Source organism: Bradyrhizobium sp. CCBAU 53415, from assembly GCF_028128735.1.
Taxonomy (GTDB): Bacteria; Pseudomonadota; Alphaproteobacteria; order Rhizobiales; family Xanthobacteraceae; genus Bradyrhizobium.
Genome location: NZ_LBJF01000001.1, coordinates 1,102,730 through 1,122,323 on the forward strand (window position 1 = coordinate 1,102,730; position 19,594 = coordinate 1,122,323).

General features: G+C 64.1%; 18 protein-coding genes, 1 tRNA gene, 1 pseudogene and 1 riboswitch. Of the genes and pseudogenes, 8 read left to right on the forward strand and 12 right to left on the reverse strand.

Annotated elements, in window-relative coordinates:
* Positions 1-72: 72 nt before the first annotated feature.
* Positions 73-2,223 (forward strand): pyrroloquinoline quinone-dependent dehydrogenase, encoded by a 2,151-nt coding sequence (locus XH87_RS05100; protein ID WP_271586392.1) that lies wholly within the window; start codon positions 73-75, stop codon positions 2,221-2,223.
* 46 nt (positions 2,224-2,269) lie between these two features.
* Here the strand turns inward: XH87_RS05100 and XH87_RS05105 are convergent, their stop codons facing one another.
* Both XH87_RS05105 and XH87_RS05110 read right to left on the reverse strand, forming a co-directional pair.
* Complete coding sequence (locus XH87_RS05105; protein ID WP_271586393.1) at positions 2,270-2,512, reverse strand: PilZ domain-containing protein; 243 nt, start codon at positions 2,510-2,512, stop codon at positions 2,270-2,272.
* 230 nt (positions 2,513-2,742) lie between these two features.
* Positions 2,743-3,207, reverse strand: a complete 465-nt coding sequence (locus XH87_RS05110) for a PaaI family thioesterase (protein WP_271586394.1) — start codon at positions 3,205-3,207, stop codon at positions 2,743-2,745.
* 396 nt (positions 3,208-3,603) lie between these two features.
* On the opposite strand from XH87_RS05110, the gene XH87_RS05115 reads away from it, so the two are divergent.
* Together XH87_RS05115 and XH87_RS05120 are read left to right on the forward strand one after the other, a co-directional pair.
* Positions 3,604-3,900, forward strand: coding sequence for a hypothetical protein (locus XH87_RS05115; protein ID WP_035707494.1), 297 nt, complete (start codon positions 3,604-3,606; stop codon positions 3,898-3,900).
* Between the two features lie 109 nt (positions 3,901-4,009).
* Positions 4,010-4,264 carry a hypothetical protein gene (locus tag XH87_RS05120; RefSeq protein ID WP_271586395.1) on the forward strand — a complete coding sequence of 85 codons (255 nt, stop codon included), beginning with the start codon at positions 4,010-4,012 and terminating at the stop codon, positions 4,262-4,264.
* Between the two features lie 75 nt (positions 4,265-4,339).
* Here XH87_RS05120 and XH87_RS05125 read toward each other — a convergent pair whose 3' ends face one another.
* On the reverse strand, positions 4,340-4,573 hold the full coding sequence (locus tag XH87_RS05125; protein ID WP_271586396.1) for a DUF6894 family protein: 234 nt from the start codon (positions 4,571-4,573) through the stop codon (positions 4,340-4,342).
* A 391-nt stretch (positions 4,574-4,964) separates the two neighbouring features.
* Between XH87_RS05125 and XH87_RS05130 the strand changes: the two genes are divergently transcribed.
* Complete coding sequence (locus XH87_RS05130) at positions 4,965-5,222, forward strand: DUF2798 domain-containing protein (RefSeq protein ID WP_271586397.1); 258 nt, start codon at positions 4,965-4,967, stop codon at positions 5,220-5,222.
* Between the two features lie 826 nt (positions 5,223-6,048).
* On the opposite strand, the gene XH87_RS05135 is transcribed toward XH87_RS05130, so the two are convergent.
* The 3 genes from XH87_RS05135 to XH87_RS05145 all read right to left on the reverse strand — a co-directional run bounded on the left by XH87_RS05135 (position 6,049) and on the right by XH87_RS05145 (position 6,963).
* Positions 6,049-6,216 carry a hypothetical protein gene (locus XH87_RS05135; protein WP_035707469.1) on the reverse strand — a complete coding sequence of 56 codons (168 nt, stop codon included), beginning with the start codon at positions 6,214-6,216 and terminating at the stop codon, positions 6,049-6,051.
* A gap of 154 nt (positions 6,217-6,370) precedes the next feature.
* Complete coding sequence (locus tag XH87_RS05140; RefSeq protein ID WP_035707471.1) at positions 6,371-6,571, reverse strand: hypothetical protein; 201 nt, start codon at positions 6,569-6,571, stop codon at positions 6,371-6,373.
* A gap of 206 nt (positions 6,572-6,777) precedes the next feature.
* On the reverse strand, positions 6,778-6,963 hold the full coding sequence (locus XH87_RS05145) for a hypothetical protein (RefSeq protein ID WP_035707500.1): 186 nt from the start codon (positions 6,961-6,963) through the stop codon (positions 6,778-6,780).
* A 247-nt stretch (positions 6,964-7,210) separates the two neighbouring features.
* Between XH87_RS05145 and XH87_RS05150 the strand changes: the two genes are divergently transcribed.
* A complete protein-coding gene (locus XH87_RS05150) occupies positions 7,211-7,489 on the forward strand; it encodes a hypothetical protein (RefSeq protein WP_271586398.1) in 279 nt (92 codons plus the stop codon).
* 1 nt (position 7,490) lies between these two features.
* Here XH87_RS05150 and XH87_RS05155 read toward each other — a convergent pair whose 3' ends face one another.
* From XH87_RS05155 to XH87_RS05165, 3 genes and pseudogenes are all read right to left on the reverse strand, one after another.
* A complete protein-coding gene (locus tag XH87_RS05155) occupies positions 7,491-8,087 on the reverse strand; it encodes a hypothetical protein (RefSeq protein ID WP_271586399.1) in 597 nt (198 codons plus the stop codon).
* A gap of 70 nt (positions 8,088-8,157) precedes the next feature.
* Positions 8,158-9,059 (reverse strand): annotated as a pseudogene (locus XH87_RS05160) (IS1 family transposase).
* 161 nt (positions 9,060-9,220) lie between these two features.
* A tRNA-OTHER gene (locus XH87_RS05165) sits at positions 9,221-9,293 on the reverse strand.
* A 226-nt stretch (positions 9,294-9,519) separates the two neighbouring features.
* On the opposite strand from XH87_RS05165, the gene XH87_RS05170 reads away from it, so the two are divergent.
* Both XH87_RS05170 and recA read left to right on the forward strand, forming a co-directional pair.
* Positions 9,520-10,386: a hypothetical protein gene (locus XH87_RS05170; protein ID WP_271586401.1), complete on the forward strand. Its 867-nt coding sequence runs from the start codon at positions 9,520-9,522 to the stop codon at positions 10,384-10,386.
* Between the two features lie 311 nt (positions 10,387-10,697).
* The gene (recA, locus tag XH87_RS05175; RefSeq protein ID WP_035707474.1) at positions 10,698-11,786 is read left to right on the forward strand and encodes a recombinase RecA; all 1,089 of its coding nucleotides are present in this window, start codon (positions 10,698-10,700) and stop codon (positions 11,784-11,786) included.
* Between the two features lie 236 nt (positions 11,787-12,022).
* Here recA and gcvP read toward each other — a convergent pair whose 3' ends face one another.
* The 3 genes from gcvP to gcvT are packed head-to-tail and all read right to left on the reverse strand — an operon-like array spanning position 12,023 to position 16,436.
* Positions 12,023-14,890: an aminomethyl-transferring glycine dehydrogenase gene (gcvP, locus tag XH87_RS05180; protein ID WP_271586402.1), complete on the reverse strand. Its 2,868-nt coding sequence runs from the start codon at positions 14,888-14,890 to the stop codon at positions 12,023-12,025.
* 17 nt (positions 14,891-14,907) lie between these two features.
* A complete protein-coding gene (gene gcvH, locus XH87_RS05185; protein WP_271586403.1) occupies positions 14,908-15,276 on the reverse strand; it encodes a glycine cleavage system protein GcvH in 369 nt (122 codons plus the stop codon).
* 11 nt (positions 15,277-15,287) lie between these two features.
* Positions 15,288-16,436 carry a glycine cleavage system aminomethyltransferase GcvT gene (gene gcvT / locus XH87_RS05190; protein WP_271586404.1) on the reverse strand — a complete coding sequence of 383 codons (1,149 nt, stop codon included), beginning with the start codon at positions 16,434-16,436 and terminating at the stop codon, positions 15,288-15,290.
* A gap of 144 nt (positions 16,437-16,580) precedes the next feature.
* A riboswitch (glycine riboswitch) is annotated at positions 16,581-16,672 on the reverse strand.
* A gap of 221 nt (positions 16,673-16,893) precedes the next feature.
* On the opposite strand from gcvT, the gene alaS reads away from it, so the two are divergent.
* Positions 16,894-19,590 (forward strand): alanine--tRNA ligase, encoded by a 2,697-nt coding sequence (alaS, locus tag XH87_RS05195; RefSeq protein ID WP_271586405.1) that lies wholly within the window; start codon positions 16,894-16,896, stop codon positions 19,588-19,590.
* Positions 19,591-19,594: the final 4 nt, after the last annotated feature.

The window sequence follows — 19,594 nt, forward strand, 5'->3', positions numbered from 1 at the left end:
TGACGGCTGCCTCGGCGGAGGCGCAGGGCCGGCCATCCCAATGATGGAGCCAAGCCGGCGGACAACAGGCCCATGGTCGACGAAAAGGCCTACAAGGCCGCGCTCGAGCGCATTCCCGAGCCCAAGGACAAGTACGACCCGTGGGCGCCCGCCCGAGCGAACCTGCCAGAAAGCCGAAATGAAGTGAGGCGGATATTGCGGACCTGCTTATGGGTTTCGGCCGGGCTCGCATTCCTGCTGTTTGCAGCGCGGCCGTGCTTTGCCTGGGAAAGTTGGGGCGGCGATGTCGGCGGCTCGCGCTTCTCGGCCTTGCGCGAGATCACGCCGGACAATGTCGGACAGCTCGTCCGCGCCTTCGAATATCACACCGGCGATCTCGCCGCGCGCCCGCCCGAACTGATGCGGCGGACCAAATTCCAGGCGACGCCGCTGTTCGTCGAGGACAGCCTCATCTTCTGCTCCCCCTTCAACGAGGTGATCGCGCTCGATCCCGGCACGGGCGCGCAAAAATGGCGTTTCGATCCCGGGATCGCCACCAATCAACGTCCTGCCAATCGCTATGTCTGCCGCGGTGTCACGTACTGGATCGATGACAGGGCACCCCGGGCTTCCGTCTGCCGATCGCGCATCTTCATGGGCACCAACGATGCCCGCCTGATCGCGCTCGATGCGAAGACGGGAATTCCCTGTGCCGATTTCGGCAAGGGCGGCGAGATCAAGCTCGAGATCGGCATGGCGCTGGATTGGCCCGGCGAATTCCAGATCACCTCGCCGCCGGCCGTCGGACGCGGTGTGGTCGTGGTCGGATCCGCGATCGGCGACAATCGCCGCGTCGATGCGCCGAGCGGCGTGGTGCGTGCGTTCGACGCGCGGAGCGGCCTGCCACTCTGGACCTTCGAGCCGCTCAAGCGCGACGGCATCGAAGCCGGTCACGCCAATGTCTGGGCGCCGATGTCGGTCGATGACGCGCGCGGACTCGTGTTCCTGCCGACATCCTCGCCATCACCGGACTTCTGGGGTGGCAAGCGGCCGGGCAACAATCAGCACGCCAATTCGGTGGTTGCGCTGCGTATCGAGACCGGCGAGCTGGTGTGGGCGTTCCAGACCGTGCATCATGACGTCTGGGATTACGATCTGGCCGCGCAGCCGACGCTCACGCGCATCGACACCGGCGAGGGGCAGCGCGATGTCGTGATCCAGCCGACCAAGCAGGGTTTTGTCTTCGTGCTCGACCGCGACACCGGCAAGCCGGTCTGGCCGGTCGAAGAGCGTGCCGTGCCGCAGGGCGGAGCCGAGGGCGAAGCGCTGTCGCCGACGCAGCCCTTCCCGACGCATGTGCCGGCACTGACGTCACAGAGGATCTCGCCCGACGATGCGCTCTCGCTGTTGCCGGGCCTCGGCCGCTCGTCCTGCGAACGTCAATTCGCGGAAGCACGCAACGAAGGTCTGTTCACGCCGCCTTCGGTGCAGGGCACGCTGTTGTTTCCGTTCACCGGCGGCGGCGTGAACTGGGGCAGCGCGGCCTTCGATCCCGTCAACCAGATCCTCTATGCCAACACCAGCCGCGCCGCCCATCTGGTCAAGCTGATCCCGCGCGCCGAGGCGGCCGGATTCAATCCGCCGCCCGGTCACGATTTCGGCCGGCAGCGTGGCGCGCCGTTCGCGATGTCGCGTGCGGTGATGATGTCGCCGCTCGGGCTGCTGTGCAACAAGCCGCCCTGGGGTGAGATGGTCGCGGTCGATCTGAGGGGCGGAAAGATCCTCTGGCGGGCGGTAGTCGGCACCACCGAGGATCTGGCGCCGCTCGGCGTGCCGCTGCCCTGGGGCGCGCCGCTCGTCAACGGGCTCGCGGTCACCGCCGGCGGTCTCGTCTTCACCGGCGCAATGGACGCTTACTTGCGTGCTTTCGATGCGCGCAGCGGCAGGGAGCTGTGGCAGGGCCGGCTGCCGGTCCCGGGCGTCGCCAATCCCATGACCTATCTCTGGAAGGGCGAGCAATATGTCGCGATCGGCGCCGGCGGCCACTCCGAGGCGGGCACCTCGATCGGCGACAGCCTGGTTGCGTTCCGCCTGGCGCGGCCTGGCGAAGCGCCGTCGCTGCGCTCGCGCACGATCGATCGTCCCGGCGGACGATTACTTGCGGCATCGATGGCTCTCGCGCTCGCGATCATCGTGCTTGTCATCGCGGGCCTGCGCTGGCGTCGGCGTATCGGGCGAACATGACGCTGCATTTCGCGGGCGATGCGAACGGCCATTCACACCGCGTGCACTACGGCACGAACGCGAGGCCGACGCGCTTGTCGTTGCGCCAAACTGTGCGACAATGCCGCACGAAGTCGTCGCGCTCGATCGAGAGCGTGAACGATTGCGGCAACATGACTGGGGCGTCGAGGTCGATTGCCGCGCCGCTCGCCGACATGTTTCGCACGGTGCAAGGGATGCCGCTGTTTTCGAAGGTGATCGTTCCGCCTTTGAAAACACGGTGACGTTGATCTTCACGCTTCTCGATCATCGGCGTTGGTCCTGCTGATGATCGTGAAGTAGTGCATAGAAATTACGTTGAACTAAACTCAATACTGGCGCTACTTGCACGGCGCTTCAGACTTTGTTGACGACGTCGGAGCGGAGGGCCGCTCCGCGAACTTTCCTGCGAGCCTTTCCTTTTTGGCGCTCTTTTATGGCGTGATCGAGAGCCGCGGTGCGACTTGCGCTTCCCGCGACTCTCCTTTTTTCAGAGCGCGTTCAGCCCGGCAGCATCGCGAACGCGCTCGACACCATCGCGACCGGCTTGCTGTCGGCGGCGGAGAGCAGCGTAACGCGGCCAAAGCTCATGGTCCGCCCGAGCCGCACCACGCGGGCGTCGGCCAGCACGTCCGCTGAGGAGATCGCACGCATGAAATGCGTGGTCTGGTCGACCGTGGTCATGGGGCGGTAGCCGCGATTGGCAGCGAGGATCGCGATCACCATCGCGGTGTCGGCGAGCGCCATCAGGGCCTGGCCGCAGACCACGCCGCCGTTCCGGCACAGTCGTTCCGAAAACGGCATGCGCAGGAGCGCGCCCGGTTGCCAGTCCGGTACGTCCGCCGGCTGCGCGTGCTCGATGCGCTCGACCGCGAGGTCGAGATCCTGGACCCAGGGCGCAAAAACCTCACCGAGGATGCGGCGGGCGTCGGTGAGGCCGAATTCGGCTTCTGGCTGCCTTTGCATTGCTGTCGCGCTCTCCTGTATTGCCGGATGTTTCGCCTCATTGTGCGCGCATCGGCGCGGCAAAGTCACCCGGTCTCGCGCCGGTCCCGTTGGCTTGAAATTGCCTGACTTGGCCCGATATGATGCCTCGCTTGGGTACGGGTGGATGATGTTGCGTCGGGGTGTCCTCGTCTTTTGCATGGTCGGGCTCGGTCTCGCGCTGAGCGGGTGCACCAAATGCGGCCCGATCTGGGACGACTGGCTGCATGCCCCCAAATCGTGCAGATCGGATCGGCTTTAGCGGGCCCACGGGGCCTCGAGCGGCGCCGGGGTGCGACCGGGCTGAGACAAGGATGACACGGCGCGGGCGATCCGCGCGCCATGGATATCAAGGACATGGATATCAAGGAGTAGATGATGAAGCTTTTCCGTTTGGCCGCGGTGCTGGCCGTGCTGGCGGGACCTGCCTACGCGCAAATGCCCAATCTCAACTTGCTGCAGGAGGGTCCGGGCAAGACCCCCGAGGAGAAGGCCGCGGAAGCCGAGCGTGAAAAGGCCTACAAGGAAACGCTGAAGAAGATTCCGGATTCCAAGGCGTCCAACGATCCCTGGGGTGGCATGCGCGCCGATCCGCCGAAGCAGCCGGCGGGGCCGAAGGCATCGGCCGCAACCGGTACGCCGAAGAAGAGCAGGAGCGGCACGGCCGCCAACTGACCGCGACTCCGTTCGGGGGGCGACACGACGCCTTCCGGACAGGACTCCTCTTGATCCGGCCGGCACCCTACATCTGGCTGAGAGCGTGGCGCGTAGAGGAGAGCAGGACATGGCCGATCGTCCGCGGGATCTCGCCGAGCGGATGGCGCGCCGGCGCAAGATGGCCGGTAAGCCGAGCCAGACGCTCGGCGACGGCTATCTGCGCGAGACCTTCACGCTGCCGCGCCCGGCGGCGCGGGAAAGGGCGCAGGCCTTCTTCGCCCGCTATCCCAAGGCCGGCTATATGAGCGCGGTCGAGACCTGGCGCGAACTGCCCGGCGGCGACATCGAGTTCACCATGCGGCGGCTGCCCAGCGCGGACTGACTGGCCCGGAAAAGTGCGCTTCCCTCGCGACAAACGCGGAACGCGCCTTGGAGCGGGCCTGATCCGAAAGGCCTGCTAGTCGAAGGTTTCGGCAACGATGCGAATCCGGAACACCGGCTCGTTGGCCTCGTCCAGCAGCTCCATTTGCCATTCGGAATTTTCCTGGAGCTTGCGGGCAATGCCGGCGGTCATGTCGGCGCAGACACTGGTCATCTCCTTCCAGGCCGCATCGCGATCGGCAAATTCCGTCGCCCGGTCGGCGCAGCCGGAATAGCGGCCGTTGCGGATTCGAAAGAAATAAAGCGGCATGGCTGGCACCGATCGCGCGCATGATGCCTCGCCCCCAAGGCCCCCGGGCGCGCGCAGTCCAATCCCAAACCACGGTCGGATCAATCCCGGGCGGCTACGGATTCCACCCCGCGGGGGCCCCTGGCGCCCCGCCGCTGCCGATCCGATCTGTCCCCTTCGGCTTCCGATCGATGCTTCGCTGCATGCGCCGGATCGCCTGCTGGTCCGCCGGTCCGCGAGTGGGCGTTCGAACTCCGTGATTCTCCCACCATGAACAGAGTTCCTGCCGTCCAGGCCGCATGCGGCGCCGGCAAAGGCGTGCGGGGCGGTTCGCGCCAACGCTACCGGATCCCCGCCAGGTGACGGCATGTGCCTTGCTTGCCTGATGACGGCAAGCAACCATGGACGCCTCATGCTCGGCATTCCCCGCCGCTATGCTCATTTCGTCTTCGGCATCATCCAGTCCGGACTGACCTCGCTGGTCGCCACGGGAATCGCCAGCTTTCCCGCGGGCAGCGCGATGATCTTCGTTCGGCACTGGATGGTGTCGTGGCTGATCGCATGGGCCGCGATGCTGCCGGTCGTGCTGCTGGCAGCGCCCGCGATCCGCGCCTTCGCGCTGCGCCTGACGCAGGTGGAGAGCGACCCGCGAGCCGGGCGACAGGCATGAAAAAGCCCCGCCTGGGGAGAGCCAGGCGGGGCAGAGAGTTGTTGGAGGCTGAGGTGCTGGGCTGCAACACCATAGCCGAGCGACTTTAGCCGGCGCGGCTTACGACAACCTGACAGGCGGGTCGGATCTGCTCCCGGCCGACGGCTGCCCGTATCGGCCGCCGCGAAGGAACGAGATCGAAAGGCCGCAGACTGGCCCCGCACCCGTCCCAATTTCGACATCCGTTCGCACAACTGCGGACACACCCGTCGGCAAGATTTTATCCTTCGGCTCAGCCATGGGGGAAACGTGGCGCGCCGAAAACGGGGTGGCATCATGGATAACGTAGAGCGGTCATTTGCCGCCGCGACGGCGGCTGGCTTCGTCGTGCTGGTGATCGGCCTCGTGCTGCTGGCGGTGCTGTAGACGGGGCGGGCAGGCCGAGGGGACGGCGACCGTGCCCTTCGATGGACAGCGCCAGGCACGCCTCGACTTTGAAAAATGGAAAACGACCCCATGCACAGTAGGACGCTTGGCAATTTCCTTTAGTGGCCAATGGCTTATTGGTAGTATTTAGATACCCGAAGGCGCGCGCTCGCGCCTTCGAGGTCATGCACACCTGGCGGTGACGCCGCATCGAATCAACAGGCGATCGCTTCCCGGCCAGGGATGGGCGCCGGCTGCCGCACCCCCGGGGCGAGCTCCGCCGGCTCCGAAGCGGTCCTGTCCGAGGCGGTCCTGCCGGCCCAAAGCGCGATGAGATTTGGATGAATCGTCATCGCGCTTTAGGTTGTTGTTTAAGCATGATCTTTTCGGAAAACCGCTGCGCACTTTTCCGGATCATGCTTTAGTGGATCTTGATCCCGTTCAGGGGAAGATGGAGCTCTGCGGCACGCTCCGCACGGTCCTTCTTGCGGAACTCGTTTTCCTTGCGTTCGAACTTCACCATCTCCTCGTGCGCTACTTCGAGCAGATGATTGCGTCTGGTGGCATCGCCGCGCATGTTTTCAGTCATGACTGAGGTCCCAGGGTTGCGGTCCCATTCCGTGAGAAGGCCGGAGATCCCGAAAAGGTTCGGTGCCGCAAGATTGCGGAATTCTGACGGCGCATCGGCCGCGCGTCTTTGATGCGCGTCATCTCGCGGTCGAAAAGCAACGACGGGTGCCCGGCTATTTCGGTGGTTGAAGCCCGGGCGATTTGACCCAGCCGTGCAGTTGATTGGCGACGTCGGCCTGGCGCGCCTTCTCGAGGAGGGCATCTCGCTCCGGACCAGGTGGAAGCTCGGAGGCCTGCTTTCGGACCTGCTTCACCCACGCGGAAAGCCGGTCTTGCAGGGTCAGCTGCTGCTTGAAACGTCGCCGCTTGAACATGGTGCTCTCATTTCCATGCGGGGAGGCGGGAGCGCGGGTCAGCGTTCTCGTCACCGATGGCAGCCACGGTCCGCGCGGTGATGATGCATTAGGATCCATGAACGGATCCGCGTCTGTTCAGTTGTGCACAATGGGAACGAAATCGGCAGAGTAGCGATGGGGGGCGGGCGCCAAGGAAGCGAAGGAGGCCGCCAACCGAGGCTGCCTTACGTTCCTGTCGTCTTCTTCCGCTCAAGCATTGCCATCTCAACCTGATCGGCGAGGACGGTTAGATGGCTGGCGATCCGGTCGAACATCTGGCGCTTCTCCGGATCGGTCGCAAGGTCCCGGATCAGAGCGGCCTCGGCGGCTTCTTTTCGTAACTTTTCGACTTGTGCCAGGTAATCTTTCACGGTCGCACCCCACCAAAGCGGTGCGAAGGCATCGTTGGCTTCGCCGGTAGCAAAGTAAATTGGGACAGTTCTAAATTCAACTTAGGACACTCGGGGTCGAATACGGACAGTACCCCAATTCCGGTACTGGCCGAAATGAGCCACTGGTGATTTCAAAGTAGGCTACTCAACTCACCCGTATTTCTACTGACTCCAACTACCATAGCGCGAACCTATCTTTTGACTCCACTTAGCGGAGGGAGAAGCAATGTCGCGCGTTACTGAGGATGAAGTAGCTAAAGCCGTTATGGCCATCTTGAAGGCCAGCACTACTGGGCGGGCCACGATACAGGAGCTTGTAAGGGAAATTCCGAACCATCTCGCTCTGTCCGAGGAAGACCTTAAGCAGAGCGAAACGCGCCCCAACGAAGCGATTTGGGAGCAGCAGGTTCGGAATATTACGTCTCACAAAGCCTCGCCCGGTAATGCGATTTATGAAGGGTGGTTGGTAGCCATCCCGGGCGGCCTCGCGCTGCCTGGAAAATAGCCTAGGCAAATTTCGCTTTGTAGCCGGGCTTGAACCACTTCAATTCGGTTTGGCCCGGAGCATCCTTATCCCAAACGAACCAAGCATAAGCAGTTGTTCCGCTGCCCTTCGGCTCGACGCCGCTCGGATAGAAGGTGATACGCTCGCTGAAAACCCAGACGCGGGCGGGTGGCATCTTCGCAAAGATCGTATTCGCTCGGTTTGCGCCCTCTAGGAAAGCCAGCCGCAGGAGCAGGGCGAATTTGCGGTTTGAGTGTTTGACGCCACTCGCGACAAATCCCTCAGCGCAGTTATACGGCGGATTGGTAACGATGTTGTCGGCCGACCATTTCGGCTCAAGGAAGTCAAAGCCGACCTCGCCATAGCCGCGATCGTACAAGTCAGAGCTGCGAACGGATTGTCCTGTCTGCTCTAGTACGCGGGACATGGTGCCGTCGCCGCAGGCGCTTTCCCAAATCTCGCCGTTGAACTTTTCGTTGTCGATCAGAGCGAATGTCGCCCATGGAGGGGTCGGGAAAAAATCAGGTCCGCTGAGATCGGCGAACCTTTTCATTGTCGGCTTAAAGCCGCCGTTCAAGTTGTAAGTTGGATCTGCCATCCGAATCTCCTTGGATGGCAGAGTAACAGAATCATTGATTCCGCAAGGGTCTTTCGTGAGTCAAAATGACTCAGGTCTTGCCACCCTGAATTACTACGAACTTCCGGCGCCGGTCTGGCGGCGTTTCAGTGGGTAGCGCAGGGGCCACAGAGAGCGCCGTATCCACAAGCTGCGCAATGTCCAAGTCTTGTCAGCCACGCCCAGCGCCTTCGCTGGCGTCGTGCGCAGGGCTTCATGGATGCGACACAGATTGTAGTGCGCGACGTACAGCGCGACGGCGGCAACGTGGTTGTCCAGCTTCTTGCTAAAGCCGTTGGTCAGACGCGTGAAGCGCCGCGACGCCATGCGCAGCGTGAGGTTTTGGCGTTCCACGTAGCTAGTTGAAACGTACTGATCGGGATCGCCCGATACTACGTCACGGCTTACAGCTACTACGGCGGCCGGGGAGTAGCGCCCCTGCGCTTCCTTTACGAGATGCGTTACCGAGTAGGTCTTTACGATGACACCATGTGAGGCGTCGGGGCCGAAGGCGTCACGGATCGCTACGCGGTAGGGGTGGAAACCGTCCGTGCTGATCTCGGGCTGACCAATGACCCGGCTGCGGAGGTCGTGCAGAAAGTCCATGGTGCTTTCGGCATTCCGCTTGCCGACGCCCCAGCTAATGATCGCCTTCTGCGTTCCGGCCATGCCGATGAAAACGTACTGATCGCCTTTGGCGTGGATTTCGTGCCGCTGGACGTTCTTTTGCTTCTTGCCGACGAAGCTCCACAGCTCATCAAGCTCAAGGCGCTCGGTGCGCACGCCGACCATGATGCGGTCGTGCAATTCCATGCAGCCCATGCCCACACGCAGGGCCAGGCTGGCGACGGTGCCACGGTTGACGCCAGTAAGGCGCGCGGCGGTGCGGATGTCGACGCCTTCGCAAAGGGCGGCAATGACTTCAATTTGCTTTTCGCGGGCTAGGACGTTCATGAGGGCGCAATCCTCGGTTTTGGATTGGCCTCGGGGGACTCTAGAAAATACGCCTTCCAGAGCGTATATTCTGATTTGGTCGTCCGGCCCGGGGCGCAATCGCGGGTTTGATGGCTAGGGATCGGCAGCGTTCCCGCGCCGTCGGTCCCGCTAATTCTCGGCTGCCCTGCTGGGATTAGAACCCGGACCTCTCCGCGTGTAACAGCGAGCGTCCTACCTTTAGACCACGGGGCACCAAGTAGATCCGATTAAGGGGCCGCCACCGTCCTTGTGAGAGAGCGGGGGTGGTGGCCCCACCTATGTGTCATAGCCTCAGCGCCGGTCGGGATTACGCTGGGGCTCTGGCCGTATTCTCATTGGACCCTCCGTCGCGGGATCATACTGCCGGGCGCCTGATAGCTTGTCAAGCGCATCGTGATAAGCTATCAGTATGTCTGTCGCCAACACAAGGAGGGTCGCCGTGACCGCTACCGACACCAATCCGCCGCCGGAGGCGAGCAAGATCAGGAAGGAACGCAGCCCGTCCTTTCCCTTCATCGGCCTCTCTAAGGCTCTTGAGCGAGTGCGCGCCGTCTATGCTCACGCGAAGCGGCACGAGGCACGCCTAGCCGATCTGGCTGCCGCTTGGGGAATGGGCGTCAAGAGTAGCGGAACGATTCAGACTGTTGCCGCCCTCGTGGCCTATGGCCTGCTAGAGGATCAGGGATCGGGGGAAACGCGCAAGTTCAAGGTGACCGAACTCGCGCTTAAGGCGCTTGAAGATCAGCGCCCTGGTGCGCGTGAGGCGGCGCAAGCTGAGGCTGCGTTGAAGCCCAAGCTGATCGCAGAGTACGTAGAGAAGTGGAAGGAAGGGCGCCCAGCAGACGGCATTTGTATAAGCGAACTTCGGTTTGAACGGGGCTTTACCGAGGACGGCGCGAAGGCCTTTTTGAAGGTCTTTGACGATACTGCGGGATTCACAAAGGCCGCGGAATCTGATAAGAAGCCTGACCAAGCTACGCAGTCTGACGGACAAAAGGCTGGGGAAAGTGGGGATAAGTTGGGTGATAAGCCCGACCTTCCCAAAGCGGGCCATAACCCGCCGCCTCATAAGCACTCCGTCAAGCAACCGGAAAGGCGAATTCTGATGGAAGGCGAACGCGAACTCACCACCGGCATGCTCGCCAAAGACGCCAGCTTCCGCCTGATCGTCTCCGGCAAGATCGGCGTCAAGGAGATCGAACGGCTGATTAAGAAGCTTGAAATCGACAAGGAAATCCTTGCCGAACAGGACGCTGAGCCAGAAGACGAGGACGCTGGCTATCAGCAATGGAAACAAGGGCAATGAAAGATGCCGCCAACTGAGGCGGTCTCTTTGGTGCAATGTTACCGCGAAAGCGTGAATCTCGAATTCTAGGTCAGCTTGGAATTGCTGATTCAGCGATACTAGGTTTCGTGTGTGGCCAAAGGGCCACTAATTTAAATTAGGCCAACGCCTTATTCAAATTAGGCCACCGCGTTCGGAAACAGGCCAGTGCCCCAATTCCCAAAAGAACATATTGCGAACCTAGAACAAATAGGGTACATTGCTTTTATCGCCGAGCTGCCTCGCAACCGTTTGTCCCTCACGCGAATCCTCGCCATAAGGAGCACGACCCAATGTCCGCAACTGCCCTGCGTATCGTCGAAGGATCTTCCATGGACAAGAGTAAAGCTCTGGCTGCTGCGCTCTCTCAGATCGAGCGCCAGTTCGGCAAGGGCTCGGTGATGAAGCTCGGCAAGAACGACCGGTCCATGGACATCGAGGCGGTGTCCTCCGGTTCGCTCGGGCTCGATATCGCGCTCGGCATCGGCGGCCTGCCCAAGGGGCGCATCGTCGAGATCTACGGGCCGGAATCCTCCGGCAAGACCACGCTGGCGCTGCATACGGTGGCGGAAGCGCAGAAGAAGGGCGGCATCTGCGCCTTCATCGATGCCGAGCACGCGCTCGATCCGGTCTATGCCCGCAAGCTCGGCGTCAACATCGACGAGCTCCTGATCTCGCAGCCGGACACCGGCGAGCAGGCGCTGGAAATCTGCGACACGCTGGTGCGCTCGGGCGCAGTCGACGTTCTGGTGGTCGATTCGGTCGCGGCGCTGGTGCCGAAGGCCGAACTCGAAGGCGAGATGGGCGATGCGCTGCCGGGCCTGCAAGCCCGCCTGATGAGCCAGGCGCTGCGCAAGCTCACGGCCTCCATCAACAAGTCCAACACCATGGTGATCTTCATCAACCAGATCCGCATGAAGATCGGTGTGATGTACGGCTCGCCGGAAACCACGACCGGCGGCAACGCGCTGAAATTCTATGCCTCCGTCCGTCTCGACATCCGCCGCATCGGCGCGATCAAGGAGCGCGACGAGGTGGTCGGCAACACCACCCGCGTCAAGGTGGTGAAGAACAAGCTGGCGCCACCCTTCAAGCAGGTCGAGTTCGACATCATGTACGGCGAGGGCGTGTCCAAGATGGGCGAGATCCTCGATCTCGGCGTCAAGGCCGGCATCGTCGAGAAGTCCGGCGCCTGGTTCTCCTATGACAGCCAGCGCCTTGGCCAGGGCCGCGAGAACTCGAAAGCGTTCTTGAAGGCCAACCCCGACATCACCGCCAAGATCGAGACCGCGATCCGCCAGAACTCCGGCCTGATCGCCGAGCAGATCCTGGCCGGCGCGCCGGAGCGCGACGCCGACGGCGAGGAGCCGGCGGACGAGTAGGACCTGACGCGAAAGCCTTTCGCGAGGAGCGGGCGCTGAGGACGTTGAGTTGCCGACGTCTTCGGTGCCCGTTTCGTTATGCGTGGGCGGATCGCGTGGTTTCGTGCCCCGGACGCAGCGCAGCGCGAAGCGTGCGCTGCTGAGCCGGGGTCCATCACCTCTGTCAGCAACATGGGTCCCGGCTCTGCGGTGCGTCATTTCATGCCGCACCGCGTCCGGGACATGAGGCCGGCGTCCTACTCCGCGGCTTGCGCGTAATCGCTCACCGGCGGACAGGAGCACACCAGATTGCGGTCGCCATAGACGTTGTCGACCCGGCCGACCGGGCTCCAATATTTGTCGGTGCGCGAGACGCCGTCGGGGAAACAGCCCTCGGCGCGGGTGTAGGCGCGATTCCAGTTGTCGTCGGCGATGTCATGCACGGTGTGCGGCGCATTGCGCAGCGGCGAAGCCTCGATCTTGAAGCGGCCGGCCTCGACCTCGGCGATCTCCTTCCTGATCGCGATCATGGCGTCGCAGAAGCGGTCCAGTTCCGCCTTGGATTCCGACTCGGTCGGCTCGATCATCAGCGTGCCCGGGACCGGGAAGCTCATGGTCGGCGCATGGAAGCCGTAGTCGATCAGGCGCTTGGCGATGTCGTCGACGGTGACGCCTGAGGTCGTCTTCAGCGGACGGGGATCGACGATGCACTCATGCGCGACACGGCCCCTGGCGTTCTTGTAGAGCACCGGAAAGTGCGGATCGAGACGCGCTGCAATGTAATTGGCATTGAGGATCGCGATCTCGGTGGCACGCTTCAAGCCTTCGCCGCCCATCATCAGAATGTAGATGTAGGAGATGGTGAGGATCGAGGCCGAGCCGAACGGTGCGGCCGAGACCGGACCGACCGGTGCATCCGCCTGCGTCGCCGGATGACCCGGCAGGAACGGCGCAAGGTGCGCCTTGACGCCGATCGGACCCATGCCGGGGCCGCCGCCGCCATGCGGGATGCAGAAGGTCTTGTGCAGATTGAGATGGCTGACGTCGGCGCCGTAATCGCCGGGCCTGCTGAGGCCGACCTGCGCGTTGAGGTTGGCGCCGTCGAGATACACCTGGCCGCCATGGCCATGCACGATGTCGCAGATCTCGCTTATATGCTCCTCGAACACGCCGTGGGTCGAGGGATAGGTGATCATGACCGCGGCGAGATCATGCGAATGCTTTTCCGCCTTGGCGCGAAGGTCGTCGACGTCGACGTCGCCGTTCTTCTCGCAAGCGACCACCACCACGTCCATGCCGACCATCGCGGCCGAGGCCGGGTTGGTGCCGTGGGCGGAAGAGGGGATCAGGCAGATCTTGCGATGGCCCTGTCCGCGCGCGGCGTGATACCCGCGAATAGCCAAAAGCCCGGCATATTCGCCTTGCGCGCCCGAATTCGGCTGCAGCGAGATCGCGTCATAGCCGGTGATGTCGCACAGCCATTTTTCCAGCCGCGCGAACAGCGCGTGATAGCCGGCGGCCTGTTCGCGCGGGACGAACGGGTGCAGCGTCGCGAATTCCGGCCAGGTCAACGGCATCATCTCGGTGGTCGCGTTCAGCTTCATGGTGCAGGAGCCGAGCGGGATCATCGCGCGGTCGAGCGCGAGGTCGCGATCACTGAGCTTGCGCATGTAGCGCAGCATCTCGGTCTCCGAGCGATGCGCATGGAAGACCGGATGGGTCAGGAAAGCGGTCGTGCGCTTCAACTCGTGCGGCAGCGTCTCGCGCGCCTCGGCGTCGATCTCGGCATAGGCGAAGGTGCCGCCGAAGGCGCGCCAGACCGCTTCAACCGTCGCAGGCGTCGTGGTCTCGTCGAGCGCGATGCGCAAGCTGGTGTCACCGATGCCGAGATTGATTGTCTCGGCCGCGGCGCGCGCGACGATCTCGGCACGCCTGGCGCCGGCATCCACGCTGATCGTGTCGAAGAAGGTGTCGGACTGCGGCGCAAAGCCGAGCTTGCGCAGGCCGCTGGCGAGCACGACGGCACGGCGGTGGACGTTGCGCGCGATCTGGATGAGCCCCTCGGGGCCGTGATAGACCGCATACATCGCCGCGATCACGGCGAGCAGCACCTGCGCGGTGCAGATGTTGGAGGTCGCCTTCTCGCGGCGGATGTGCTGCTCGCGGGTCTGCAGTGCGAGGCGGTAGGCAGGCATCCCGCGCGAGTCGACGGAGAGGCCGACGATGCGGCCGGGCAGCGAGCGCTTCAGCGCATCGCGCACCGCCATATAGGCCGCGTGCGGGCCGCCATAGCCCATGGGAACGCCGAAGCGCTGGGCCGAGCCGATCGCGATATCGGCGCCCAACTCGCCGGGCGAGGCGAGCAGCGTCAGCGCCAGCAGGTCGGCGGCGAGGATGGCAACCGCACCCTTCGCCTTCAACGTCGCGATGGCCGCACGCGGATCACGCAATGCGCCGGAGGAGCCCGGATATTGCAGGAGCCCGCCGACGACATCGGCTCTTTCCAGGTCGGTCGCGGGATCGCCGACGATCAGGGTCCAGCCCAGCGGCTCGGCGCGGGTGCGCATCACAGCCAACGTCTGCGGATGCACGTCCTTGTCGACGAAGAAAGCTTTTGCCTTGACCTGCGCGTGCCGCTCGGCGAGCGCCATGGCTTCGGCCGCCGCGGTCGCCTCATCGAGCAGCGAGGCGTTGGCGACGTCGAGCCCGGTGAGGTCGCAGATCATGGTCTGGAAGTTGAACAGCGCCTCCAGCCGGCCCTGGCTGATCTCGGGCTGGTAGGGCGTGTAGGCCGTGTACCAGGCAGGATTCTCCAGGATGTTGCGCTGGATCACCGCGGGCAGGATCGTCCCGGAATAGCCTTGGCCGATCAGGGAGGTGAAGACCTGGTTCTGACGCGCGAGTTCAGCCATATGCGCGATCGCCTCGGTTTCGCTAAGCGGTTTGCCGAGATCGAGCGCGGCGGCCTGCCGGATCGAGGCCGGCAGCGTCTCCGTCATCAGGGCGTCGACGCTCCTGGCGCCAACGGTTTCGAGCATTGCGGTGACATCGCGCGCGGAAGGGCCGATGTGGCGGCGAACGAAACTGGCGGCGGTGTCGCCGCTGGATTTACGGTGCGCGGTCATCGCTTGCTCCATCGTCGTTAAGCGGTGTGTGCCTTGTAGGCGGCTTCATCCATGAGACTGCCGAGCTCGCTCCTGTCGGCCAGCTTGATCTTGAAGAACCAGGCCTTGCCTTGCGCATCCGAGTTCACCAGCGCGGGCTCGGCCGCGAGCGCCTCGTTGCTCTCGACCACCTCGCCCGTAACGGGCGCGTAGACGTCGGAGGCCGCCTTCACGGATTCCACGACGGCGGCGGCTTCGGCCTTCTTCAAGGCGCGGCCGACCTTGGGCAATTCGACGAACACGACATCGCCGAGCTGCTGCTGGGCGTAATCGGTGATGCCGACGGTGGCGACGTCGCCGTCGATCGCGAGCCATTCATGGTCGGAGGTGTACAGCGTCGTGGTCATTTTCGAGGTCCTCAGCGTTTGTAGGTGTTCTTGACGAAGGGCATGGCGGAGACCTGCATGGCCAAGCGCTGGCCACGCACTTCGGCGAAAAGTTTCGTGCCGAGCGCGCTCAGGCTCACAGGCACATAGCCCATCGCGACCGGCGCATTCAGGCTCGGGCCGAAGCCGCCCGAGGTGACCTTGCCGATCGGCTCGCCGGCGGCCTGATCCGCAAACAGCAGCGCGCCCTCGCGCACCGGCGCGCGGCCTTCGGCGCGCAGGCCGACGCGGCGGCGGCTGGCGCCCTGATCGAAATGAGCCAGGATCTTTTCAGCGCCGGGAAAACCGCCGGCGCGCGCGCCACCGCTGCGGCGGCTCTTCTGCACGGACCATTCCAGCGCGGCCTCGACCGGCGTGGTCGCGGTGTCGATGTCGTGGCCGTAGAGGCAGAGCCCGGCTTCCAGCCGCAGGCTGTCGCGCGCCCCGAGGCCGATCGGCAGCACGTCGGGATTGTCGAGCAGCGTTCTCGCGAGCCGTTCGGCATCGGCCGCGGGGACCGAGATCTCGAACCCGTCCTCGCCGGTGTAGCCGGAGCGCGAGACGAAGCATTTGATGCCGGCGACCTCTTGCGGGCCGGCATCCATGAATGTCATGGACGACGCTCCTGCACATAATTTTGCCAGCGCCGCTTCCGCCTTCGGGCCCTGCAGCGCGATCAGCGCGCGGTCGGCCAGAGAATCGATGACGCAGTCGTCCGCGAGATGCGCGCGCAGATGCGCCTCGTCCGCTTCCTTGCAGGCGGCGTTGACGACCAGGAACAGGTGATCGCCGAAATTGGCGACCATCAGATCGTCGAGAATCCCGCCTTCCGCATTGGTGAACTGGGCGTAGCGCTGCCGGCCAGGTGCGATCGCCACGATGTCCTGCGGCACCAGCCGTTCCAGCGCGCGGGCGGCGTCCTCGACCTTGCCCGACTTCGGCCGAAGCGCGAGCTGCCCCATATGCGAGACGTCGAACAGGCCGGCGGCGGCTCGCGTATGCAGGTGCTCCTTCAGCACGCCCGCGGGGTACTGCACGGGCATGTCATAGCCCGCGAACGGCACCATCTTGCCGCCGAGGGACACGTGCAGGGCGTGGAGGGGCGTATGTCGGAGAGATTTCTGGTCGTCGGGTACTGGCATCACAGGGGCCCTCGGCGGTTCCCCGGGGACGATTCCCCGGGGCAACCAGTCGAAGCCCCATCTGTCGCTGTGCCTGAGAGTATTATCCCGTCGGCGGGTGCCACCCGGGTCTTAAGCCCGTCGGCGCCTCTTTCCAGATGTCGTCAAAGCCACGCGGTCCTTTTGCCTGAGAGTTTCCGGGGCGGTTGCTCCTTCGGCGCCGGCTGCCTGAAGCCGGTCTCTCCCGATGTGGCCGTACGATATGGATGGATAAAGACCACAGGGCGGCCAAGCCTGTCAACGCGGCACTAGCGCCTTTCAACGGGATTGCGCGCCTGCGGCAAGCCTCTGATCTCTCTGCACAGTTTCTGGACAGCGAAGCTGGCCTTGTCTAAAAGCGCTTTGGCCCGCAGATATCAGCCTTAACGTCCGGTTCGAATGGCAGGAAGCGGGTCCAAGCACACCCGATTGGATGAACATGAGCGGCGTCAACGAGATCAGGTCGACCTTTCTGAACTTCTTTGCCGAGAACGGCCACGAGATCGTGCCGTCCTCGCCACTCGTGCCGCGCAACGATCCGACGTTGATGTTCACCAATGCCGGCATGGTGCAGTTCAAGAACGTCTTCACCGGCGTGGAGAAGCGGCCCTACCAGCGCGCCACCACCTCGCAGAAATGCGTGCGCGCCGGCGGCAAGCACAACGACCTCGACAATGTCGGCTATACCGCGCGCCATCTCACCTTCTTCGAGATGCTCGGCAACTTCTCGTTCGGCGACTATTTCAAGGAGCGCGCGATCGAGCTTGCCTGGAAGCTGATCACCAAAGAGTTCGGGCTGAAGAAGGACAAGCTGCTCGTCACCGTCTACCACACCGACGACGAGGCGGCGGGACTGTGGAAGAAGATCGCCGGCTTCTCCGACGATCGCATCATCCGCATTCCGACATCGGACAATTTCTGGGCGATGGGCGACACCGGCCCGTGCGGTCCGTGCTCGGAGATCTTCATCGATCGCGGCGAGCACATCTGGGGCGGGCCTCCGGGCTCGCCGGAAGAGGATGGCGACCGCTTCCTCGAATTCTGGAATCTGGTGTTCATGCAGTTCGAGCAGGTGACGAAGGAGGAGCGCCAGCCGCTGCCGCGTCCCTCGATCGACACCGGCATGGGCCTGGAGCGCATGGCCTGCATCCTCCAGGGCGTCGAGAGCGTGTTCGAGACCGACCTGTTCCGCAACCTGATCGACGCGACGGCGTCCGCGCTCGGCGCCGGGCCGAGCGAGCAGACCGTCGCCTCGTTCCGTGTCATCGCCGATCATCTGCGTTCCTCGGCGTTCCTCGTCTCCGACGGCGTGCTGCCCTCGAACGAGGGCCGCGGCTATGTGTTGCGCCGGATCATGCGCCGCGCCATGCGCCATGCGCAGCTGCTGGGGGCCAAGGAGCCCTTGATGTATCGCCTGGTCTGGGCGCTGGTGCGCGAGATGGGCCAGGCCTATCCCGAGCTGATGCGCGCGGAAAAGCTGATCGAGGAAACGCTGCGGCTGGAAGAGACTCGTTTCCGCAAGACGCTTTCGCGGGGCCTCGCCATCCTCGACGAGAAGAGTGCTTCCTTAAAGAAGGGCGACATGTTCGACGGCGACGTCGCCTTCACGCTGTACGACACCTACGGCTTCCCGCTGGATCTGACGCAGGACGCGCTGAAGTCGCGCGGCATCGGCGTCGACCAGGCGGCCTTCACCGACGCGATGGAGCGCCAGAAGACCAAGGCGCGCGAGTCCTGGAAGGGCTCGGGCGAAGCTGCTTCCGAGGCGATCTGGTTCCCGCTGCGCGAGAAGCTGGGGGCGACCGAATTCCTGGGCTACGAGACCGAGAGCGCCGAAGGCGTGGTGTCCGCGCTGGTGAAGGACGGCCACGAAGTCGCCGGCCTCAAGGCCGGCGAGACGGGCGCGATCGTGCTGAACCAGACGCCGTTCTATGCGGAGTCCGGCGGCCAGGTCGGCGACACCGGCGTGCTGCTTGGAGAGGGCGGCATCAAGGTCCGTGTCACCGACACGCAGAAGAAGCTCGGCGATCTCTTCGTCCACATCGGCACGGTCGAGAGCGGCGAAGTGAAGCTCGGCACTGCGCTCCAGCTCGAGGTGGATCATGGCAGGCGTTCCTCGATCCGCGCGCATCACTCGGCGACGCATCTCATCCACGAGGCGCTGCGCCAGGTGCTCGGCGACCACATCGCCCAGCGCGGCTCGATGGTCGCGCCCGACCGGCTGCGCTTCGACTTCGTGCATCCGAAGCCGATCACGGCCGACGAGCTCGCCCGCGTCGAGGACATCGCCAACGACGTGGTGCTGGAGAACGACGAGGTCACGACGCGCATCATGGGCGTCGATGAAGCCCGTGAGGCGGGGGCGCGCGCGCTGTTCGGCGAGAAATACGGCGACGAGGTCCGCGTCGTCTCGATGGGCAGGACCGCGCGCGAGCGCGGCGCCAACGCGCTCGGCTGGTCGGTCGAGCTCTGCGGCGGCACCCATGTCAAGCGCACCGGCGACATCGGCCTGATCACGCTGACGAGCGAGAGCGCGGTCGCCTCGGGCGTGCGCCGCATCGAGGCGCTGACCGGCAATTACGCGCGTAGGCACGCCAACGAGACCATGGCGCTGGCGAAGACCGCGGCGAACGAGCTGCGCACCTCGATCGACGACGTCCCGGCGCGCATCGCCGCGCTGATGGAGGAGCGCAAGAAGCTCGAGCGCGAGCTCTCCGACGCGCGCAAGAAGCTCGCGATGGGCGGCGGCGCTGCCGCCGGCGGCAATGGCGCGGCTTCGGGCGTGCGCGAGGTCGGCGACGTCAAGCTGATGGCGCGCGCGGTCGAGGGCATCGAGATGAAGGATCTCAAGAGCCTCGCCGACGACGGCAAGAAGCAGATCGGCTCGGGCGTCGTCGCCATCGTCGGCGTCACCGAGGACGGCAAGGCCGGTGTGGTGGTCGGCGTCACGCAGGACCTCACCGCGCGCTTCAACGCCGTGAACCTCGTCCGCGTCGCCTCCGAGGCGCTCGGCGGCAAGGGCGGCGGCGGCCGGCCGGACATGGCGCAGGCCGGCGGCCCCGACGGCGCCAGGGCGACCGAGGCGCTCGCGGCGATCGAAAAAGCCATGACTCAACAGAAATCGGCGGGCGTCTGACGAT

What these genes read in the sequence shown, in the direction of transcription:
- XH87_RS05120 (WP_271586395.1), top strand. Translation starts at nt 4,010, where the DNA reads ATGGCCGATCGTCCGCGGGATCTCGCCGAGCGGATGGCGCGCCGGCGC.
- alaS (WP_271586405.1), top strand. Translation starts at nt 16,894, where the DNA reads ATGAGCGGCGTCAACGAGATCAGGTCGACCTTTCTGAACTTCTTTGCC.
- XH87_RS05140 (WP_035707471.1), bottom strand. Translation starts at nt 6,571, where the DNA reads ATGTTCAAGCGGCGACGTTTCAAGCAGCAGCTGACCCTGCAAGACCGG.
- XH87_RS05135 (WP_035707469.1), bottom strand. Translation starts at nt 6,216, where the DNA reads ATGACTGAAAACATGCGCGGCGATGCCACCAGACGCAATCATCTGCTC.
- gcvH (WP_271586403.1), bottom strand. Translation starts at nt 15,276, where the DNA reads ATGACCACGACGCTGTACACCTCCGACCATGAATGGCTCGCGATCGAC.
- XH87_RS05150 (WP_271586398.1), top strand. Translation starts at nt 7,211, where the DNA reads ATGTCGCGCGTTACTGAGGATGAAGTAGCTAAAGCCGTTATGGCCATC.
- XH87_RS05105 (WP_271586393.1), bottom strand. Translation starts at nt 2,512, where the DNA reads ATGATCGAGAAGCGTGAAGATCAACGTCACCGTGTTTTCAAAGGCGGA.
- XH87_RS05125 (WP_271586396.1), bottom strand. Translation starts at nt 4,573, where the DNA reads ATGCCGCTTTATTTCTTTCGAATCCGCAACGGCCGCTATTCCGGCTGC.
- recA (WP_035707474.1), top strand. Translation starts at nt 10,698, where the DNA reads ATGTCCGCAACTGCCCTGCGTATCGTCGAAGGATCTTCCATGGACAAG.
- XH87_RS05110 (WP_271586394.1), bottom strand. Translation starts at nt 3,207, where the DNA reads ATGCAAAGGCAGCCAGAAGCCGAATTCGGCCTCACCGACGCCCGCCGC.
- XH87_RS05130 (WP_271586397.1), top strand. Translation starts at nt 4,965, where the DNA reads ATGCTCGGCATTCCCCGCCGCTATGCTCATTTCGTCTTCGGCATCATC.
- gcvP (WP_271586402.1), bottom strand. Translation starts at nt 14,890, where the DNA reads ATGACCGCGCACCGTAAATCCAGCGGCGACACCGCCGCCAGTTTCGTT.
- XH87_RS05115 (WP_035707494.1), top strand. Translation starts at nt 3,604, where the DNA reads ATGAAGCTTTTCCGTTTGGCCGCGGTGCTGGCCGTGCTGGCGGGACCT.
- XH87_RS05155 (WP_271586399.1), bottom strand. Translation starts at nt 8,087, where the DNA reads ATGGCAGATCCAACTTACAACTTGAACGGCGGCTTTAAGCCGACAATG.
- gcvT (WP_271586404.1), bottom strand. Translation starts at nt 16,436, where the DNA reads ATGCCAGTACCCGACGACCAGAAATCTCTCCGACATACGCCCCTCCAC.
- XH87_RS05100 (WP_271586392.1), top strand. Translation starts at nt 73, where the DNA reads ATGGTCGACGAAAAGGCCTACAAGGCCGCGCTCGAGCGCATTCCCGAG.